Below are 17,534 nucleotides of genomic sequence, written 5' to 3'. Positions count from 1 at the left end.
GCACTGTGTCCGTCATGACCCCTTCCTCCGGATCCACCTCCGTCTCCGTCGCGCACCTGAGCGACCCCCACCTGGTGGCGGGCGCCGCCGAACCCGCCGCCGGTCTGCGCCGGGCCCTCGCCCAGGTACTGACCCTGGACCCGCCGCCCACCTGCGTGGTCGTCTCCGGGGACCTGGCCGACCACGGCGCCCCGGAGGAGTACGAGCTCCTCGGCGAGATCGTCGACGGCTTCCCGCTCCCCCTGTTCCTGGTGACCGGAAACCACGACGACCGCGAGAACCTGGTCGCCGCCTTCGGGGGCGGTGCCCACCTCGGCGGGGGTGCGAGCGCCCACTACGCGGTGGAGTACCCCGAGCTCACCCTCGTGGTCCTGGACTCCCTCGTCCCGGGTGCCCCCGGAGGGCTGCTGGGAGCCGAGCAGTTGGACTGGTTGGACACGGTCCTGGCCCGTCGGCCGGACGTCCCGGCCCTCGTGTGCGTCCACCACCCGCCGGTGCCCCTCGGCCTCCCGTTCCAGGACGGGATGCGGCTGGACGACGGCGCGGAGCTGGAGGCGGTGGTGGCCCACCACCCGAACGTCGCGCGGGTCATGGCCGGACACGTACACCGGCAGACCACCACCGGCTTCGGTGGGAGCGTGCTCTCCACCGCTCCCAGCACGTACCGGCAGAGCGTCCTCAAGAGGGACGGGGACGGCCCGCCGGGGTTCGAGACCGGGTCCACCGCGTTCCTGCTGCACCAGCGGACCGACCACGGATGGGTGACCCACACCGCCCAGGTCAGCCACTCCGTGACCCCCTGACCTCCCGGTGTCACTCCCAGCGGACCATGCGGCCGGTCGCGTCGTAGTCGTTGTTCAGCTCCTGCGCGGTGGTGTGTTCGTCGTGGACCACCCGGAACCGTCCGGGCAGGGCGAACTCGCAGAGCCCCCACAGCGCGTTGGCGAACTTCCGGTACCGCTGGGGGGAGTCGTCATCCCACTCGATGGTGAGTCGTCGCTTCGTCATGGAGCCAGCCTGGCACGGGTTCGGCTGGCTCCCGACGGGACGCGGGTCGGCCATGGGGCCACCGGGACTCGTCCACAACCGAACACCCGGTACTGTCGCCGGGCCGACCGGAAACCTAGTCTGGAAGCATGACCGGCACCCCTCAGCCAGAGCACCCCTTCGACGTCGACGCCTTCCTCTCCCAGCCGCTGGTGGCCCGCGTGGCCACCGTCAACGCCTCCGGAGCGCCCACCGTCCGGCCGGTCTGGTTCCTGTGGGAGGGAGGGGTCCTGTGGTGGATCACCGGGGAGTACGCGGTGATGTCCCGGCACCTGGCAAGAGACCCGCGCACAGCCGTGGTGGTGGACACCTGCGACCTGGAACGCCACGAGTTCCTCCAGGTGATCATGCGCGGCGTCGCGGAGGTGGTGCCCTTCGACCCGGCGCTGAGCAGACGCAAGCTCCGGAGGTACCTGGGCGACGACGAGGGCGGGTGGCACCCGGACTTCCGGTACTACGCCGACGACGCCCGCCTGGTCCGCTTCGTACCCGAGCGCACCGTGGTCAAGGACCTGTCCAAGTCCTTCTCCTGAGCCCCGGCCCGCCACCGAACCGACCGCCCGTGAACGAGGAGCCCCGTGCCCGCGCCCGACCCGAACCGCCTCCACCCCACGACCCGCCCGGACCTGACCAACGTCGTCTTCCTCCGGGCGCAGGTCACCTCCGACCTGATCGAGGTGGGCGAGTACACCTACTACGACGACGAGGGCGGCGGCGTGCCCTTCGAGGAGGCGTGCGTCCTGTACAACTACGGGCCGCAGCGCCTGGTGATCGGCCGGTTCAGCGCGATCGCGCCCGGGGTCACCCTGCTCATGCCCGCGGGCAACCACCCCACGGTCGGCCCATCGACGTACCCGTTCACCATGTTCGGCGGAGAGTGGGCCGAACGGACCCTGGACACCTACCTGTCGATCCCGGCACCGCCGGACACACGGATCGGCAACGACGTGTGGATCGGCCGAGGCGCCACGGTCATGCCGGGGGTGAGCATCGGTGACGGCGCGGTCGTGGCCGCGCACAGCGTGGTCACCAGGGACGTGGAGCCCTACGCGCTGGTGGGCGGGAACCCCGCGCGCCACATCCGGTCCCGCTTCCCGGAGCCGGACGTGGCGCTGCTGCTGGAGGCGCGCTGGTGGGACTGGCCGATCGAGGCCGTCACCGAACACGCCGCCCTCATCATGGGCGGCAGTCCCGCCGATCTCGCGGCGGTCTCCCGGGACGTCCTCCGAGGCTGAGGGCTACTCCCCCGTGGCCCCGTCGACGCGCTCGCGAATGAGGTCGGCGTGGCCGTTGTGGCGGGCGTACTCCTCGATCATGTGGACGAGGATCCACCGGAGCGAACAGTCCTCGCCGTGCCGCTGGCGCTTCCCGACGGAGTCGAGGGAGAGCCCGTCCGACGCCCTACGGGCGCCGTCGATCTCGGAGCGCCACACCGCGAAGGACTCCTCGACCGAGGCGGTGTCGACGTCCAGGAAGTCACCGTCCGGGTCGTCGATCTCCTTGATCGGTGAGTGGTACTCCTCCCCTTCCAGGACCACGCGGAACCACATGTGCTCCACGTAGGCCATATGCCGCACCAGTCCCAGCAGGCTCATCGGTGAGGGCGGGGTGGAACGTTCGCGCAGCTGCTCGTCGGTGAGGCCCTGGCACTTGACCGCGAGGGTCTGTCGGTGCCACTCCAGCCAGTTCTCCAGCATGGTGCGTTCGTCGGTGACGTAGGGCGGGTCAACGCGGGGATCTGTCATGAACCGCGACCCTAGGCTGGGCAGCGCCCTCCTGGCAACGTGTTTCTCCGTGGCGCCATCAGGCCCGGGTGCGGGGACCCCGTCCAGCGTTCCGGGGACCCGTGGGCGCCGACGAGGAGACCACCGTGTCCCTGGTCCGTGACCTCGTGAACCACGCCTACGAACTCGTCCTGGACTCCGTACCCGGAACCCGCCGCCCGCGAGCGGACGGGGCAGCCACCGGGAACAGTGAACGGATCGCGGTGCGCCAGCTCGAAGCCGGGTTCGTCGAGCCTCAGGCGGGGCGCAGGGGCTCGGGCGGGGACCACTCCACGGCTCCCATGGCGGAAGTGACCAGGGCACCGGCCGGGATCAGCCGGAGGGTCGCGTTGCGTAGCCCCTGCCTCCAACCGCCACCCAGGTCCGCGCCCACACGGGCGATGAGGCGGGCCTGCTTCGCGATGGCCCGGCACCGGGGGCGCCGGAGGGCGTCGAACTCGGCCAGGGCCCTCCGCAGATCCCCCTCACGGGCGGGTCCGGCCAGTCGGCCCAGGGTGGCGCCGTCCTCCATCGCGGTGGCGGCACCCTGGCCCATCGTGGGCAGGGCCCCGTGGGCGGCGTCCCCCACCAGCACCACCCGCCCGTGGTCGTAGCGTTCCGGGCCGTCCGGCAGATGGTGGACGTCGTGCCGCATGAGCTGGTCGGGTGCGGTGGCGTCGATCAGGGAGACCACCTCGGGAGCCCAGTCCGCGAAGTACTCCCGAGCCGCGGCGTGCTCGTCGTCGAAGACGGTCCGCTCGGGTTGGCGCACGTACCCGTACCAGTACACATGCTCAGCGCTGACCCGCATCACCCCGAACTCCGATCCCGGCCCCCAGTACTCGATGAGGCGGCCGTCCAACCCGGTCCCCTCCAGGGCGCTCACGGGCAGCAGGGCGCGCCAGCTGGTGCTTCCGCTGTAGCGGGGGCGCACCTCGGGTCGGAGTGCTCCCCGCACCGCGCTCCACATGCCGTCCGCGCCCACCACCAGACCGGCCTCGGTCTCGTGCTCGCCGCCGTCCCGCTGCCAGCGGACCACGGCGGGCTCACCTCCGGGCCGCCCCGCCGACACGTGCGTCACCCGGGCGCCGTCCACCGGTTCCACGTCCTCCCGGAGCGCGGCCCGGTACAGCAGGGCGTGCAGTGCCTGGCGGTGGAACCCCCAGATGGTCGTGGCCCGCCGCACCCGGGGGTCGGTGTCGGGAAGGGTCAGGATCCGGCGTCCGAGGGTGTCCACGAACCCCGTGGCCAGCGTGCGGTGGCCCGCCTGGTCGACGGCCTCCTCCTCGATTCCCAGGGCGTTCAGGGCCCCGACGCCGTTGCGCGGCAGGGCGAGCCCCGCCCCCACCTCGCCCACCGCGGGGCGGCGTTCCACCACCCGTACGCGCCACCCGGACCGGGCCAGCCCCACCGCCGAGGCCAGGCCCGCGAGTCCTCCGCCGACGACGGTCGCTGTGCGTTCACTCATCGCTCTCCCACTCCCTGCCTCGGGCGACGCGGTCGCGCCGACCTCTTTCAATACGATGGTAGTGGTATGGTCCCGAGTCCTATAATCGCCCCATGCCTCGCCCCAACCCGCACCGCCGCCGCGCCCTGGCCGACGCGGCCATCACCCTCCTGGCGGAGCAGGGGGCGCACGGGCTCACCCACCGTGCCGTCGAGTCACGAGCGGGCGTGCCCTCGGGAACGGCCACCAACTACTTCCGCAGCCGGGAGGGCCTCCTGGTCACGGCGGCCGAGCGGATCGTGGAGCTCCACCTGGACGAGGCCGCGCGCGCCACCGCCGAAGCGGGAGCGGTCGAGGCCCCGGACACCGTCCACACCCTGGTCGACCTGATCGCGGACTCCCTCTGGACCGCAGTGACCACCCTGCGCGACCGCTACCTGGCGATCCTGGAGCTCCAGCTGGAGGCGCGCCGCCGCCCCGCGCTGGCCTCCGTCCTCACCCGACTCGAGGGCTCCGCGCTGGCCGGCACCGTCCAGTTGCACGACGACCTCGGCACCCTGGCCTCGGAGAGAACGGTCTCCACGCTGATCACCCTGTACGGCGGCGCCCTGTTCACACTGACCACGCGCCCCGTCGAACTCCTCGACCGGGAATCCGTGCGCACCCTCACCGAAGCCATGGTGCTCGGTGCCCTCGCTCTGGACTGAGCCCGCGCGATACGACGCCGCAAACCGGACCCCCTGGCGGAATTCGGGTCCGACGCCGACCGACCCGGGCCCTAAGCCCCGTGTGGGAGCGATTCCACAGGACTTAGGATCACGCCATGGACACACGTGAACTCGGTACCGTCGCCCGCGTCGGCGCCGTCGGATTCGGCGCCTGGCAGATCGGCTCCGCCTGGGGCGAGGTCAGCGAGGCGGACGCCATGAGCGCCCTCAACACGGCGGTGGAGGAGGGCGTCACCTTCGTCGACACCGCGGACGTCTACGGCGACGGGCGCAGTGAACGGCTGGTCGGCCGGTTGCTCAAGGACCACCCGCAGCTGACGGTGGCCACCAAGATGGGCCGCCGCATGGCCCAGGACCCCGCCCACTACAACTCGGGCAACTTCCGCGCCTGGAACGACGACTCCCGCCGCAACCTGGGCGTGGACACCGTCGACCTGGTCCAGTTGCACTGCCCGCCCTCGACGGTGATCGACAGCGACGCCGTGTTCGACGACCTGGACGCGATGGTGGACGAGGGGCGCATGCGCGCCTACGGGGTCTCGGTGGAGACCTGTGACCAGGCCCTGGCCGCCATCGCCCGGCCGAACGTGGCCAGCGTGCAGATCATCCTCAACGCCTTCCGCCACAAGCCCCTGGAGCGCGTCCTTCCCGCCGCCAAAGAGGCCGGAGTGGGGATCATCGCGAGGGTCCCCCTGGCCAGCGGGCTGTTGTCGGGCCGGTTCACCGCCGCGAGCAGCTTCGGGGAGGACGACCACCGCAACTTCAACCGCGGGGGCGAGGCCTTCGACCGGGGCGAGACCTTCTCCGGCGTCGACTACGCGAGCGGCCTGGAGGCCGTCGAACGCCTGCGTCCCCTGGTGCCCGAGGGCGCCACCATGGCGCAGTTCGCGCTGCGTTGGATCCTCGACCAGGAGGGTGTCAGCGTGGTCATCCCCGGCGCCCGCAACGCCGACCAGGCCCGGGGCAACGCGGCCGCCGCGCAGCTGTCGCCGCTCGACGCCAAGACCCACGAGCAGGTCCGCGAGGTCTACGACGAACTCGTCCGCCCCCAGGTCCACCACCTGTGGTGACGCCGGTCGGGGCCGGGCGCTGACGAGTCCTTCCAGCGCCCGGCCCCGTCGGGCTCACGCCCCGTCCCCGCCTACACGCAGCCGCCCAGGACACCGTCGACCGCGGCGAACAGGGTGGCGGCCTCGGACTCCAGCAGGGACTCCGCGGCGGGCAACGCCCTTTCGAGCGTGACGCCGTTGACCACGGTGAGCAGGAACTTCGCGCGCCTGCTGTTGTCCCCCTCGGCGAGCGCACCCTCCTCGACGAGCACGGAGAGCCAGTGCTCGACTCGGTGCTGCATCTGCCCCTCGACCACCAGGTAGGTCCTGCGGGCCTCCTCGGTCGGTTCGGGGGCGATGAAGGTCTCGTAGGTCCTGCGCAGGGCCTCCCTCGCCTCGTTCCCGGTCCCGGCGTGCGCGAGGATCTGCCGTAGACAGCCGACCAGGCGCTCCCGCGCGGGAAGCGCCGTGTCGTGGATGGGCTCACCTGGAGCGATGTGCGCGTAGATCCCCGCGAGCACCGCGTCCATCAGGGCGCGCTGCGTGGGGAAGTGGTGCCGCAGCGAGCCGGTGCTCACTCCGGCCCTGGCCGCCACCGCCCGCACACTCGGTCGTTCCGCCGGGTTCTCGCTCACCATGGTCGCCGCCGCGATGAGGATCCTGTCGCGCGAGCTCCGCTGAGCCTCGTCTGCTTCCGTCATCAGTACCTCCTTCCCCCATCGTACTAGTACACCGTACTAGCACGGTGTGTTAGTGTCTCTCGTGTCACCAACACACCGTGTTGGACGTGGATCGGTGAGAGGCGGAGGAGACATGCTCGACCAGTGGCGCCGCCAACGCGCGGCACGCCGTGTCAAGGCCGGAGACGGCCGCCGCCTGAAGGGATTCCGCTGGTGGCAGCTGTTCAGCCGTTCCCTGTTCCACCTCCCCCTCCGCCAGGACGACGGTCGCACCGCGCTCTACTCGGTCGACGTCCGCCACTGGGGCAGGAAGGAGGACGGTGAGGTCGCGGCCGACCTGTACCTCGACGGCACACGGCGGGCCCACTCCACGATGCCCGCGCTCTTCCCCGTCCCCGGCGGACACGTCGAGGTCGCCATGAGCTCCTTCGGGCTCCGACGCTGCCACCACGTCCCCGAGGACGGCCCGGACCGACAACTCGTTCCGGACCCCCGCTCAGCCGAGGGACGCCGCGCCCGCCTCGACCGCGCACACCCGGCCCTGAGCCGCTGGATCGGCGCGGTGTCGGTGGCCCTGCTCGTGGTCGGGCTCGGCCTCAACCTGCTCCAGGCCCTCGAACCCCTCTCACAGATCCCCCCGGTCAACGACGTGACCGGAACCTTCACCTCGCCCGTTCTCCTGCCGCTCTGGCTCAACGTCACGCTCGGCGTCGGCGCCGCCCTGGGCAGCGCCGAGCGCGCCCTCCGCCTGCGCTACTCCTGGCTCGACGACGCGGGCAACTGAACCGCCCCCTCAGAAAGGACGACATGACCACCCGCACCCCTGATCATGTACCGCCCCCCGCCGGGGGTCCGATCCGCTCGACCCCGCTGTCCGAACGCTCCCTGGCGCCCGACCTCGCACGGGGAATGATGCTCCTGCTCATCGCCCTCGCGCACACCCCGTACTTCCTGTACACGGCACAGGTGGGATCCGTGGGTCTGCACCCGGTGGAGGGCGGCCTGGCCGACCGGATCGCCCAGGCGCTGACCCTCGTCGTGGTGGACGCGCGGGTCCACACGATGTTCGGCTTCCTGTTCGCCTACGGCATCGGCCAGATGTACGCGCGCCAGACGGCCAAGGGGACCGGCCCCGTCCAGGCCCGACGGCTCCTGCGACGCCGGCACCTGTGGATGCTCGCCTTCGGCGCCGTGCACGCGCTGCTGCTGTGGCAGGGCGACATCATCGGGGTCTACGGCCTGATCGGCCTCCTCATGGTGCCGCTGTTCTTCGGACGCACGGATCGCACCCTCAAGGTCTGGATCGGCGTCCTGCTGGGTCTGGGCGCCCTGATCGCCGTGGCGGGGATGCTGGTCCCGGCCGACGCGGGCACGGCCGCCGCCGACATGCAGCGCGCCAGCATCGCTGAGCAGTCCTACCTGGCCTCGGCGGCGGTCCGGTTCACCACCTGGTCGTTCCAGCTGGTCGCGGGCATCGCGACGCTCGCACTGCCCGCCGCCTTCCTCATGGGCGTGCTCGCCGCGCGGCACCGGATCCTGGACGAGCCCGGCCGACACCTCGTGCTGCTGCGACGGCTCGCCCTGTGGGGCATCGCCGCCGGGTGGACCACCGGCGCCGTCCTGGCCCTCCAGCACACCGGCGTCACCGAGTTCGCCCCGGCGTCGGCGCTGACCGGCCTGCACTTCTACGCCGGGATCTTCACCGGTGTCGGCTACGCGGCGCTGTTCGGGCTGCTGGCGCACCGCCTGAGCGGGCGCGCGGCGGCCACGTCCCGGCCGGTGCGATGGCTCGGCGCCCTGGGCCGCCGGTCGATGAGCGGGTACATGGCGCAGTCCGTGGTGTGGGGGCCGGTGATGGCCGCCTGGGGCCTGGGGCTGGGCGCGCACCTGTCGAGCTGGTCGGCCTCAGCGCTGGCCGTCCTCACCTGGGCCCTCACGGTGGTCGGCGCGGCCGCCATGGAACGCGCGGGACGGCGCGGCCCGGCGGAGGTCCTGCTGCGCGGGCTGACCTACCGCCCGGCGCGGTCCGTCGACGCCTGACCCGGGTCCCCGCCCTCCACCCCCGAACAGGGTGGAGGGCGGCCCCGTGGGTCCGCCGAACACGTCCCTAGATGAGGCCCTGGGCCAGCATCGCGTCGGCGACCATCTCGAACCCGGCGACGTTGGCGCCGAGCACGTAGTCACCCTTGGCGCCGTGCCGCACGGCCGCCTCCTCGCAGCGGTCGTGGATACCGGCCATGGTCTCGGCCAGCTCCGACTCCGCGTGCTCGAAGGACCACGAGGTGCGCCGTGCGTTCTGGCGCATCTCCAGCACGCTGGTGGCCACACCGCCGGCGTTGGCGGCCTTGCCGGGGGCGAACAGCACACCGGCCTGGCGGAACACCTTGACCGCCTCGGGGGTGGTGGGCATGTTCGCGCCCTCGGCCACCGCCAGCACGCCGTTGGCGACCAGCGCCTGGGCGGCCTTCGCGTCGAGCTCGTTCTGGGTGGCGGAGGGCAGCGCCACCTCACAGGGAACGTCCCACACGCTGCCGCCCTCGACGTACGTCGCGCCGCCGCGCCGCTCGGCGTAGGCGCTGATCCGCGCGCGCTCGACCTCCTTGATCTCCTTGAGAAGGTCGAGGTCGATGCCCTGGTCGTCCACCACGTAACCGCTGGAGTCCGAGCAGGCCACCACGGTGGCGCCTAGCTGCTGGGCCTTCTCCACCGCGTAGATCGCCACGTTGCCCGAACCGGACACCACCATGCGACGACCGGCCAGACCCTTGCCCGCGCGCTCCAGCATCCGCTCGGTGAACATCACCGCTCCGTACCCCGTGGCCTCGGTACGGACCGCCGAACCACCCCAGTCCAGGCCCTTGCCGGTGATGACCCCGGCCTCCCAGCGGTTGCTCAGCCGCCGGTACTGCCCGAACATGTAGCCGATCTCGCGGCCGCCCACACCGATGTCACCGGCGGGGATGTCGGTGTACTCGCCCAGGTGGCGGTGGAGCTCGGTCATGAACGACTGGCAGAAGCGCTCGATCTCCGCGTCGGAGCGACCCTTGGGGTCGAAGTCGCTGCCGCCCTTGCCGCCGCCGATCCCCATGCCGGTGAGCGCGTTCTTGAAGATCTGCTCGAACCCCAGGAACTTGATCACGCCCAGGTTCACGCTGGGGTGGAAGCGCAGACCGCCCTTGTACGGGCCCAGAGCGCTGTTGAACTCCACCCGGAAACCACGGTTGACGTGTACCCGACCCTGGTCGTCCCGCCACGGGACGCGGAAGATGATCTGCCGCTCGGGCTCGCACAGACGCTCCAGCACACGCTGGTCGACGTACTCGGGGTGGCTCGACAGCGCGGGAGAGAGGCTCTCCAGCACCTCCAGGACCGCCTGCTGGAACTCGGGCTCGTCCGGGTTGCGCCGGGCCACGTGCTCGAACGCCGAACGCACGCCCGGGTGGTGGTTCTCCATTTCGGAGTCGATGACGGAGGTCATGTGGGTCTTGGGTCCCTTCGGCGCTGGCGCCCCTCACGGGTCACCGCCCTGGGGGACGTCAACGCGATCAGTGATGCGGCCACGTTCGAGGCCCCCAACGACGTTACACGTCCGGTTCCGTCCCGCTTCGACCGCTCCCCGCTCTGCCCGTGTCGTTCCCTACCCCCGGGCCGCGCGCGCGACCACCACCGTCGCCCGGGGCCGCCACCCCAGCGAGGCGTACAGACGGTACCCCTGCCGAGTGGAGACCAACAGCCCCTCCCGCGCCCCGAGCTCGCGGGCACGGGAGACCAGGGTCCGCATCACCACCGACCCGAGCCCCCGTCGGCGGTGCCCGGACTCGGTCCCGATGGCGTGGGCGACCATGTCGGTGCCCACCAGCGCGCCGATCCCGCTGCCCGCCCGGACGTGCCCGGGCGCCGACAGGCTGGCTCTGAGCACCGTCTCCTGACCGGGCACCACGCACTCCTCGTCCAGGTGGACGGCGTAGGGGGCGACCGGCGGCGTGGGCGCGGGGTGCGCGGTGAGGTCGACGGTCATGAGGGTCTCGTGCCCGGTGTCCACTTCCAGCCCCGTCCCGGCCAACAGCCGAACGGTCGCCTCGGGGTCGCGGGTGGGCACCGTGAGCCAGTCCGGATCCGGTGAGGCGGCGACCCGTTCCGCCAGGGCCAGGGTCCGCTCCGGGTACCGGTCGGCGTCGAGGACGATCCGCTCCACCCATCTCCTGGGTCGCTCGAACCGCACGTGCAGGGCGCCGTCGGCCTCCGTGGCGGGGGTGAGCGCGGCGGCCAGTGCCCATCCCCGCTGCCAGCGTCGGACCAGAGGTGCCAGGGAGTCGGGGAGTGTCAGGCTCATACGGACCATCCCACCATCCCGGGACGACGATTCGTGGCCGATCTCCGGCGCCACACGCAATTCGCTTGCGGCCCCCACGACTGACCGCCATGATCGGCCCCATGCGCGTGGGAGTGGTGGGACTGGGAATGGGCTCGCATCTGGCGGCCTGGTGCGAACGGCTCGGGATCTGGGTCGAGGCGTTGTGCGACCGCGATCCGGCCGTGCTGGCCCGGGCCGGTGCGGCCCTGCCCGACGCACGAAGGGTGAGCGACTGGCGCGACCTGCTGGACACGGGCCTGGACGGAGTGATCCTGGCCAACGACTTCGACGCCCACGCGCCCCTGGCGATCGCCTTCCTGGACCGGGGCGTGCACGTGCTGTCCGAGACCGCCGCGTGCGCCGACGAGGAACAGGGTCGCCGCCTCGTCGAGGCGGCCGACCGCTCCGGCGCCACCTACTCCCTGGCCGAGAACTACGTGCTGCTGCCGCACGTGCGCCTGATCCGCGAGGCCCTGCCCGAGATCGGCCGGGTCACCCACATCGAGGCCGACTACCTGCACGGCATGTCGCCCCAGGACGTCAACGGCCTCATCGGGGACCCGGGCCACTGGCGGGGCACCATCGCCCCCACGGCCTACTGCACCCACTCCCTCTCCCCGATCCTGGCCCTGACCGGCGCGCGCCCCGTGGAGGTGACAGCCTTCACCGCCGACACCACCGCGCCCCGCCAGGCCAGTGTCATGGCGGTGCGCCTGTCCAGCGGGGCACTGGCCCTCACCCGCAACGGGTTCCTGCAAGGGGAGCCCGACAGCCACTGGAGCTGGGTGTCGGTGCGCGGTGAACGGGGTCTGGCCGAGTCGGTCCGCGCCCGGGGCGACCAGGCCTGGTCCGTGCGGGTGCGCACCGAGGGGTGGACCCAGGTCGACGGCCGGGCCCGGGAGGAGGTGCGCGTTCCCCCGGAGCTGTCCCTGGACGGTGAACCCGTGGAGCGGAGCGCGGAGGGCACGGTGCTGCTGCTCCAGGCCTTCCGCGCCACCGTCGAACAGGGCGCGCCACCGGTCACCGGGGTGCGCGAGGCGGTCGCGGCCTCCCTCGTGGGGGTGGCCGGAGCCCGTTCCCTCGAACAGGGCTCGGTCCCCGTCCCCCTGCCCGACCTGGGGTGAGCGCGCCGGACCCGTCAGCTGGCCGGGTCCCTGCGGCGCACCCGCGCGTGCACGCGCCGGACCCGCTCCAGGCGTCCGGCGTTGGCACTGTCCTCCCCCTCGGCCTCCACGCGCTCGCCCAGCTTCCCGAGCACGTACTCGGCCAGGGTCTGGTCCCGCCACTTGGACCACACGTGGCGTTCCGCGGGGGCGCGTCGCTCCACCCGCTCCTGGGCCTCGGCTCCGGACTCCGGGTCGAGACCGCCCCGCGTGACCGCCAGGGCCTCAGACGCGCGCCGTCGGGGCACCCGCACCTGTCGGCGCTTGTTGCGGGCGATGTTGCGACGGGAGCTCTTGTCGTTCTCGCCGTAGCCGTTGCGGCGGTCCTTCGCGTAGCTGAGGAGTTTCTTCTCCTGGGGTGATCGGCGGCGCGGCACGGTGCCTCACGCTCCTTCCACGATGGGCTGGGTCGAACGGTGGCACGAGACTAGGTTGGTCGTTCGGGAGACACCACCGGATTTCCCGTACACGCCACGCGTCGAGGCACGGAGGCCCGGACATGGACACCGGACACCACGAACGGGATCAGCCGTTGAGCGGCGGGATGATGAACACCGTCGTCCGTCGGGGCGACCGCGTGGTGCGCGTGGCCCCGCCCCACGTCCCCGCGCTGCACCGCTTCCTCTCCGCCCTGACAGATGGCGGGTTCACCGGGGCTCCCCGGCCGCTGGCCCTGCGCCCTGCCGAGGGAGGCGACGGTCCCGGCGCGGAGGAGCTCACCTTCGTCGAGGGCGACGTGGCCCTTCCGCCCTTCCCGGCCTGGTCCCGTACGGATCGCGTGGTGACCAGCTGCGCCCGCCTCCTACGCCGCTACCACGACGCCGCCGAGCACGTCCCGATCGACCCCGGGGCGACCTGGCCCACCGCACTGAGCGACCCCGAGGGCGGCACCCTGCTCTGCCACAACGACCCCTGCCTGGAGAACCTGGTCTTCCGCGACGGCGAGGCCGTCGCCCTGATCGACTTCGACCTCGCCGCCCCGGGCCGCCCCGTCTGGGACCTGGCCGCCCTCGCCTTCTACCTGGGCCCCGCCCTGCCACCGGAGGCCCTGGCCCGCACGGAGTTCGCCGGAACCCGCCTCCCGCACCGGCTGCGCCTGATCGCCGACGGCTACCGTCTGCCAGACGCCGACCGCAGCACCCTTCCCGAGGCCCTGGAGCAGTACGACGAAGTGTCCCGCGACTTCGTCCGGGACATGGTGGAGCAGGGCAACCCCCTCTTCGTCCGGGACGTGGAACGGGCGGGCGGCTGGTCCGCGTGGGAACGGGGGAAGGCCCGTCGCGGTCGTTGGCTGCGCGACCAGCGCCCCGTCCTCCTCGCCGCCCTGACCGACTGAGGTCCTACGCCCGGCGGGTCACGGCCACCAGGTAGCGGCAGGGACTCCCGGTCGGGTTGCGGTACTCGCAGGGCGCGGGGGCGCCGAGCTGGAGGCAGTCCCCACGTTCGAGGAGGTGTTCCGTCGATCCCTCACGGAAGGCGAGCACGCCCTCCAGGACCCAGATCTGGTGGTGGGTGAAGGTGAACACCTCCTCGGGGTAGGGCACCCGGGCGCCCGGCGGGAGTTCCACCTCGACCAGTTCGAGCGATCCCCCGGAGGTGGGCGAGACCGCGCGACGGCGGTAGCCCGTCTCCGGATCGGTCCACAGGGGCTGCTGGTCCCGGCGCGCCAGGCGGCGGTCACCCTGCTCGGCCTGGGCGATGAGTTCGGAGAGCGTCAGACCGAGCGCCCCGGAGAGGCGGCCCAGCAGAGAGGCGGTGGGCTGGGCCTCCCCGTTCTCGATCCGGCTGATCATGGCCCGGGAGACCCCGGACAGGTCCGCCAGGGCGGCGCCGCTGAGCCCCCGGTCGCGGCGGAGGGTCTGGAGGGTCACGGCGAGGGCGGGTCCGAGTTCGTCACTCATGCGTTCACCATAGTGGACGCCTTCGCTTATCATCTTCAACTATGGACGCCCTGCTCACGCACGACAGCATCCGCGACGCCACCGTCACCGACGCGGCGGCGTGCGCGGCCATCTACGCCCCCTACGTCACCGACACCTCCATCACCTTCGAACTCGACCCGCCCTCGGAGGAGGAGATGGCCCGGCGCATCACCGAGGCCCAGCGCCACCACGCGTGGATCGTCATGGAGGACGAGGAGGGCGTGCTCGGCTACGCCTACGGCGGCACCTTCCGCACCCGCGCCGCCTACCGCCGGACCTGCGAGGTCAGCGTCTACCTCGAACGCGGGCGCCGCCGCCGGGGCGCGGGACGGGCCCTGTACGCCGCGCTGATGCCGCGCCTGGCCGCACGCGGGATGCACACCGCCATCGCCTGCATGACCCTGCCCAACGACGCCAGCCTGGGCCTGCACCGGGCCATGGGCTTCGAGGACGTGGGGGTCATGCGCCGGGTGGGACACAAGCACGACGCCTGGCACGACGTCGCGTGGGCCCAGCTGGACCTCACCCCTTAGCCGGGCCGCCCCACCCCCGCACCCCTATGCTCGACGAGGTCCCCTCTCCCCGCCATCCCCTGGAGTGACCCGTGTCCGCGACCACCGCCCGCCACCGCCCCTCGGGGCTGGCCTTCGCGCTCGCCGCCGCCCTGGCCTTCGGAGGCGCGGGGGTCTTCGCCCGCCCCCTGTTGGACGCGGGCGTGGACCCGCTCCAGGTCACCTGGCTGCGGGTGGCCGGGGCCGCGCTCATCCTGCTTCCCGTGGCGCTGCGGCACTGGCGCACCGCCCGGAACAGGCCTCTGCTGGTCCTGGCGTACGGGATCTTCCCCATGGCCGGAGTGCAGGCCCTCTACTTCGCCGCCGTCGCCCGCATCCCGGTGGGGATCGCGCTGCTCGTGGAGTTCCTCGGCCCCGTCCTGGTGCTGCTGTGGGTCCGGGTGGTGCGCCGCGACCGGGTCTCCCCCGCCGCCGTGGTCGGGGTCGTCCTCGCCGTGACCGGGCTCGGCCTGCTCCTGGAGATCTGGGCGGGCCTGAGCCTGGACGCCGTCGGCGTGGGCCTGGCCCTGGGCGCGGCCGCCGCACAGGCCGCCTTCTTCCTGCTCGGGGACGCCATCGGACAGGACACCGATCCTCTGGCAGTGATCGCCTTCGGCGCGCTGATCGCCGCCGTCCTGCTGGGGGTGCTCGCCCAACCCTGGACCCTGCCGTGGGGGGTGCTCGCGGACCCGCTCCCGCTGGGGGCGCTCACCCTGCCGGGCTGGGCCCTGGTGCTGTGGCTGGGCCTGGTGTGCACCGCCGTCGCCTACTTCGCCGGGGTCTCGGCGATCCGACGCCTGTCGCCGCAGGTCGCGGGTGGTGTGGCCTACCTGGAGGTGGTCACCGCGATCGTGCTCGCCTGGGTGCTGCTGGGCGAGGCGCTCAGCCTGGTGCAGGTCGTCGGCGCGGTGGTCATCGTGACCGGGGCCTTCATCGCCCAGACCTCCGTGCCGAGCCCGCCGACGGCCGCCACGGAGGACACCCCCGCCGTCTCCGAGACGGAACCCGCCCCGGACCGGAGCTGACCGGCGGGACGCGGGTGCCCCGCCCGTACCCCGGACCCACCGTTCGGTACCGACGGGAGGCATCGCCGTTCGCGTCAGCGCCGGGAAGGCATCGCGATCCGGTCCAGGTCGGCGGCGAGCACGACCCGCCCGTCGAACTCCTCGCTCGCCTGGGCCGCGAAGAGACCCTCGTCGGTCTCCTCGTAGCGCTCCGACAGGTGGGTCAGCACCAGCAGTCGCACACCCGCCCGAGCGGCGATCCGCCCGGCCTGACGCGCCGTCAGGTGCCCGTACGCCTCGGCCAGGTGCTCCTCCGAGTCCAGATACGTGGACTCGATGACCAGCATGTCCGCCCCCTGGGCCAGCTCCACCGCCTGCTCGCACACGCCCGTGTCCATCACGAACGCGAACACCTGGCCGGGGCGGGGCACCGCGCAGTCGGACAGCTCCACCACGCGGCCGTCCGCCAGCTCCAGGGACCCCTCCCGCTGGAGCCGGGAGATGTCGGGGCCGCGCACCCTGAGGCTCCGCAGGCGGTCGGGCAGCATCCGCCACCCGTCGGGTTCGGTCAACCGGTACCCGTAGGCGGGCATCGAGTGGCGCAGAGGCAGGGCCGTGACCGTGAACGGCTCGTCCGGGCCCACCACACAGCCGCCGGAGCCGCCCACCGGCTGGGGCACCACCACCTCGGTGTCGCGGAAGGAGGTGGCGTGCCGCAGCCGCCGCCAGTACTCCTCACCGGCGCCCGGGTAGGCCACCCGCACCGTGTGCTGGACCTGGTCGCGGGCGATGCGCTGGATGACCCCGGGCAGCCCCAGACTGTGGTCGCCATGGAAGTGCGTCACGCAGATCCTGGTGATGTCGTTGGCGGCCAGCCCCGCCAGACGCATCTGCCGCTGCGTGCCCTCCCCCGGGTCGAACAGCACCCCCTGGTCACCCCAGCGCAGGAAGTAGCCGTTGTGGTTGCGCCGACGGGTGGGCACCGCGCTGGAGGTCCCCAGGACCACGAGTTCACGTACGGACATGGGCCGTATTGTCCCACCGCGAGCCGCGGGCGGCGCTCTCAGCGGACCCCGGTGGCGCGGGCACGGATCATCGCGGCACGCGGACCGTCAGTGAAGGGGGCGCCGTGTCCCGGCAGCAACACGCTCCGCTCCGGCAGCGCGGCCAGACTCTCCAACGACTCCATCGCGCGGGCGCTGTCGTGCGTGGACATCCGGCTCACGACACGGGGGCCGTCACACCCCGTACTCGGGTCCGTCGTGACCAGGGCGTCCCCGGTGAAGGCCACCCCCCGCTCCTCGAAGACCACCAGCACACTGCCGGGGGTGTGCCCCGGCGCGGGTACCACCCGGGGTCGGCCCGGCACCTCCTCCAGCACCTGGTCGTCACCGAAGACGGAGAACTCGCTCACCCGGTCCGCCGTGAACGCCCCGGCGTGCCCCAGGCGCACCAGGGCCCGCACCGTCGCCGGGTGCCGCGCCAGGTAGGGGAGCAACGGCCGCTCGGGACGGGCGTGGACCATCGCGCTGGTCGGGCCGTCCACCAGGATCGGCGCGTCGGCCTCGTGCACCCACACCCGCGCGCCCGCCTTGTCACGGGCCCGTTCGGCCAACCCCGTGTGGTCCGGATGGGCGTGGGTGAGCACCACCGCCCGCAGCCGACCCCCCACCCAGGCGACCGCGTCCAGGAACCGACCGCTGTGCGAGGGCAGACCGGCGTCCACCATCACCAGCCCCTCCCCGGTCTCCACCAGGTAGAAGTTCACGAGCGGGTCACCGATCCGGTACACACCGGGGGCGACCTCGTCGGGGACATGGGTCATG

At 72.4% G+C, this 17,534-nt stretch carries 21 protein-coding genes; 11 read left to right on the top strand and 10 right to left on the bottom strand.

Annotation, left to right across the window (positions count from 1 at the left end; translation table 11 throughout):
- The first annotated feature begins 14 nt into the window (after positions 1-14).
- Positions 15-803, top strand: a complete 789-nt coding sequence (locus AC0VYL_RS13495) for a phosphodiesterase (protein WP_475483366.1) — start codon at positions 15-17, stop codon at positions 801-803.
- A 10-nt stretch (positions 804-813) separates the two neighbouring features.
- On the opposite strand, the gene AC0VYL_RS13490 is transcribed toward AC0VYL_RS13495, so the two are convergent.
- Positions 814-1,008, bottom strand: a complete 195-nt coding sequence (locus tag AC0VYL_RS13490; RefSeq protein WP_475452885.1) for a hypothetical protein — start codon at positions 1,006-1,008, stop codon at positions 814-816.
- Between the two features lie 128 nt (positions 1,009-1,136).
- Here AC0VYL_RS13490 and AC0VYL_RS13485 point away from each other — a divergent pair, with 128 nt between their 5' ends.
- Together AC0VYL_RS13485 and AC0VYL_RS13480 are read left to right on the top strand one after the other, a co-directional pair.
- Positions 1,137-1,580 (top strand): pyridoxamine 5'-phosphate oxidase family protein, encoded by a 444-nt coding sequence (locus AC0VYL_RS13485; RefSeq protein WP_475483365.1) that lies wholly within the window; start codon positions 1,137-1,139, stop codon positions 1,578-1,580.
- Between the two features lie 45 nt (positions 1,581-1,625).
- Positions 1,626-2,282 carry a CatB-related O-acetyltransferase gene (locus tag AC0VYL_RS13480; protein WP_475483364.1) on the top strand — a complete coding sequence of 219 codons (657 nt, stop codon included), beginning with the start codon at positions 1,626-1,628 and terminating at the stop codon, positions 2,280-2,282.
- A 3-nt stretch (positions 2,283-2,285) separates the two neighbouring features.
- Here AC0VYL_RS13480 and AC0VYL_RS13475 read toward each other — a convergent pair whose 3' ends face one another.
- Complete coding sequence (locus AC0VYL_RS13475) at positions 2,286-2,792, bottom strand: DinB family protein (RefSeq protein ID WP_475483363.1); 507 nt, start codon at positions 2,790-2,792, stop codon at positions 2,286-2,288.
- Positions 2,793-3,066: 274 nt separating this feature from the next.
- Positions 3,067-4,278, bottom strand: coding sequence for an FAD-dependent monooxygenase (locus tag AC0VYL_RS13470; protein ID WP_475483362.1), 1,212 nt, complete (start codon positions 4,276-4,278; stop codon positions 3,067-3,069).
- Positions 4,279-4,370: 92 nt separating this feature from the next.
- Between AC0VYL_RS13470 and AC0VYL_RS13465 the strand changes: the two genes are divergently transcribed.
- Both AC0VYL_RS13465 and AC0VYL_RS13460 read left to right on the top strand, forming a co-directional pair.
- On the top strand, positions 4,371-4,964 hold the full coding sequence (locus tag AC0VYL_RS13465; RefSeq protein ID WP_475483361.1) for a TetR/AcrR family transcriptional regulator: 594 nt from the start codon (positions 4,371-4,373) through the stop codon (positions 4,962-4,964).
- Between the two features lie 116 nt (positions 4,965-5,080).
- Positions 5,081-6,055 carry an aldo/keto reductase gene (locus AC0VYL_RS13460; protein ID WP_475452872.1) on the top strand — a complete coding sequence of 325 codons (975 nt, stop codon included), beginning with the start codon at positions 5,081-5,083 and terminating at the stop codon, positions 6,053-6,055.
- A 71-nt stretch (positions 6,056-6,126) separates the two neighbouring features.
- Here AC0VYL_RS13460 and AC0VYL_RS13455 read toward each other — a convergent pair whose 3' ends face one another.
- Complete coding sequence (locus AC0VYL_RS13455; RefSeq protein WP_475452870.1) at positions 6,127-6,735, bottom strand: TetR/AcrR family transcriptional regulator; 609 nt, start codon at positions 6,733-6,735, stop codon at positions 6,127-6,129.
- A 112-nt stretch (positions 6,736-6,847) separates the two neighbouring features.
- On the opposite strand from AC0VYL_RS13455, the gene AC0VYL_RS13450 reads away from it, so the two are divergent.
- Positions 6,848-7,498 carry a hypothetical protein gene (locus tag AC0VYL_RS13450; RefSeq protein ID WP_475452868.1) on the top strand — a complete coding sequence of 217 codons (651 nt, stop codon included), beginning with the start codon at positions 6,848-6,850 and terminating at the stop codon, positions 7,496-7,498.
- A gap of 23 nt (positions 7,499-7,521) precedes the next feature.
- On the top strand, positions 7,522-8,754 hold the full coding sequence (locus tag AC0VYL_RS13445; RefSeq protein WP_475483360.1) for a DUF418 domain-containing protein: 1,233 nt from the start codon (positions 7,522-7,524) through the stop codon (positions 8,752-8,754).
- A gap of 67 nt (positions 8,755-8,821) precedes the next feature.
- On the opposite strand, the gene gdhA is transcribed toward AC0VYL_RS13445, so the two are convergent.
- On the bottom strand, positions 8,822-10,192 hold the full coding sequence (gene gdhA / locus AC0VYL_RS13440; protein ID WP_475452864.1) for an NADP-specific glutamate dehydrogenase: 1,371 nt from the start codon (positions 10,190-10,192) through the stop codon (positions 8,822-8,824).
- 159 nt (positions 10,193-10,351) lie between these two features.
- Entirely contained in the window at positions 10,352-11,047 is a 696-nt protein-coding gene (locus AC0VYL_RS13435) for a GNAT family N-acetyltransferase (RefSeq protein ID WP_475483359.1), read from the bottom strand.
- 65 nt (positions 11,048-11,112) lie between these two features.
- Between AC0VYL_RS13435 and AC0VYL_RS13430 the strand changes: the two genes are divergently transcribed.
- Positions 11,113-12,192, top strand: a complete 1,080-nt coding sequence (locus tag AC0VYL_RS13430) for a Gfo/Idh/MocA family protein (protein ID WP_475483358.1) — start codon at positions 11,113-11,115, stop codon at positions 12,190-12,192.
- Between the two features lie 14 nt (positions 12,193-12,206).
- Here AC0VYL_RS13430 and AC0VYL_RS13425 read toward each other — a convergent pair whose 3' ends face one another.
- Positions 12,207-12,608, bottom strand: coding sequence for a hypothetical protein (locus tag AC0VYL_RS13425; RefSeq protein ID WP_475483357.1), 402 nt, complete (start codon positions 12,606-12,608; stop codon positions 12,207-12,209).
- 122 nt (positions 12,609-12,730) lie between these two features.
- On the opposite strand from AC0VYL_RS13425, the gene AC0VYL_RS13420 reads away from it, so the two are divergent.
- Positions 12,731-13,567 carry an aminoglycoside phosphotransferase family protein gene (locus tag AC0VYL_RS13420; protein ID WP_475483356.1) on the top strand — a complete coding sequence of 279 codons (837 nt, stop codon included), beginning with the start codon at positions 12,731-12,733 and terminating at the stop codon, positions 13,565-13,567.
- Positions 13,568-13,571: 4 nt separating this feature from the next.
- Here the strand turns inward: AC0VYL_RS13420 and AC0VYL_RS13415 are convergent, their stop codons facing one another.
- Positions 13,572-14,132, bottom strand: coding sequence for a helix-turn-helix domain-containing protein (locus AC0VYL_RS13415; RefSeq protein ID WP_475483355.1), 561 nt, complete (start codon positions 14,130-14,132; stop codon positions 13,572-13,574).
- Positions 14,133-14,173: 41 nt separating this feature from the next.
- Here AC0VYL_RS13415 and AC0VYL_RS13410 point away from each other — a divergent pair, with 41 nt between their 5' ends.
- Both AC0VYL_RS13410 and AC0VYL_RS13405 read left to right on the top strand, forming a co-directional pair.
- Positions 14,174-14,686 (top strand): N-acetyltransferase family protein, encoded by a 513-nt coding sequence (locus AC0VYL_RS13410; protein WP_475452852.1) that lies wholly within the window; start codon positions 14,174-14,176, stop codon positions 14,684-14,686.
- 71 nt (positions 14,687-14,757) lie between these two features.
- A complete protein-coding gene (locus tag AC0VYL_RS13405) occupies positions 14,758-15,729 on the top strand; it encodes an EamA family transporter (protein ID WP_475483354.1) in 972 nt (323 codons plus the stop codon).
- Between the two features lie 74 nt (positions 15,730-15,803).
- Here the strand turns inward: AC0VYL_RS13405 and AC0VYL_RS13400 are convergent, their stop codons facing one another.
- Positions 15,804-16,733, bottom strand: a complete 930-nt coding sequence (locus AC0VYL_RS13400) for a ribonuclease Z (RefSeq protein ID WP_475483353.1) — start codon at positions 16,731-16,733, stop codon at positions 15,804-15,806.
- 38 nt (positions 16,734-16,771) lie between these two features.
- Entirely contained in the window at positions 16,772-17,533 is a 762-nt protein-coding gene (locus tag AC0VYL_RS13395; RefSeq protein WP_475452846.1) for an MBL fold metallo-hydrolase, read from the bottom strand.
- Between the last annotated feature and the right edge of the window lies 1 nt (position 17,534).

The organism is Nocardiopsis sp. iso_238, assembly GCF_056173325.1.
The sequence above is the reverse complement of the archived record's forward strand: the minus strand, read 5'-3'. Positions and strand labels throughout refer to the sequence as shown.

Coding starts and splice junctions, on each gene's coding strand:
- AC0VYL_RS13450 (WP_475452868.1), top strand. CDS start 6,848: ATGCTCGACCAGTGGCGCCGCCAACGCGCGGCACGCCGTGTCAAGGCC.
- AC0VYL_RS13495 (WP_475483366.1), top strand. CDS start 15: ATGACCCCTTCCTCCGGATCCACCTCCGTCTCCGTCGCGCACCTGAGC.
- AC0VYL_RS13460 (WP_475452872.1), top strand. CDS start 5,081: ATGGACACACGTGAACTCGGTACCGTCGCCCGCGTCGGCGCCGTCGGA.
- AC0VYL_RS13465 (WP_475483361.1), top strand. CDS start 4,371: ATGCCTCGCCCCAACCCGCACCGCCGCCGCGCCCTGGCCGACGCGGCC.
- AC0VYL_RS13410 (WP_475452852.1), top strand. CDS start 14,174: ATGGACGCCCTGCTCACGCACGACAGCATCCGCGACGCCACCGTCACC.
- AC0VYL_RS13420 (WP_475483356.1), top strand. CDS start 12,731: ATGGACACCGGACACCACGAACGGGATCAGCCGTTGAGCGGCGGGATG.
- AC0VYL_RS13445 (WP_475483360.1), top strand. CDS start 7,522: ATGACCACCCGCACCCCTGATCATGTACCGCCCCCCGCCGGGGGTCCG.
- gdhA (WP_475452864.1), bottom strand. CDS start 10,192: ATGACCTCCGTCATCGACTCCGAAATGGAGAACCACCACCCGGGCGTG.
- AC0VYL_RS13455 (WP_475452870.1), bottom strand. CDS start 6,735: ATGACGGAAGCAGACGAGGCTCAGCGGAGCTCGCGCGACAGGATCCTC.
- AC0VYL_RS13400 (WP_475483353.1), bottom strand. CDS start 16,733: ATGTCCGTACGTGAACTCGTGGTCCTGGGGACCTCCAGCGCGGTGCCC.
- AC0VYL_RS13470 (WP_475483362.1), bottom strand. CDS start 4,278: ATGAGTGAACGCACAGCGACCGTCGTCGGCGGAGGACTCGCGGGCCTG.
- AC0VYL_RS13485 (WP_475483365.1), top strand. CDS start 1,137: ATGACCGGCACCCCTCAGCCAGAGCACCCCTTCGACGTCGACGCCTTC.
- AC0VYL_RS13490 (WP_475452885.1), bottom strand. CDS start 1,008: ATGACGAAGCGACGACTCACCATCGAGTGGGATGACGACTCCCCCCAG.
- AC0VYL_RS13395 (WP_475452846.1), bottom strand. CDS start 17,533: ATGACCCATGTCCCCGACGAGGTCGCCCCCGGTGTGTACCGGATCGGT.
- AC0VYL_RS13435 (WP_475483359.1), bottom strand. CDS start 11,047: ATGAGCCTGACACTCCCCGACTCCCTGGCACCTCTGGTCCGACGCTGG.
- AC0VYL_RS13415 (WP_475483355.1), bottom strand. CDS start 14,132: ATGAGTGACGAACTCGGACCCGCCCTCGCCGTGACCCTCCAGACCCTC.
- AC0VYL_RS13475 (WP_475483363.1), bottom strand. CDS start 2,792: ATGACAGATCCCCGCGTTGACCCGCCCTACGTCACCGACGAACGCACC.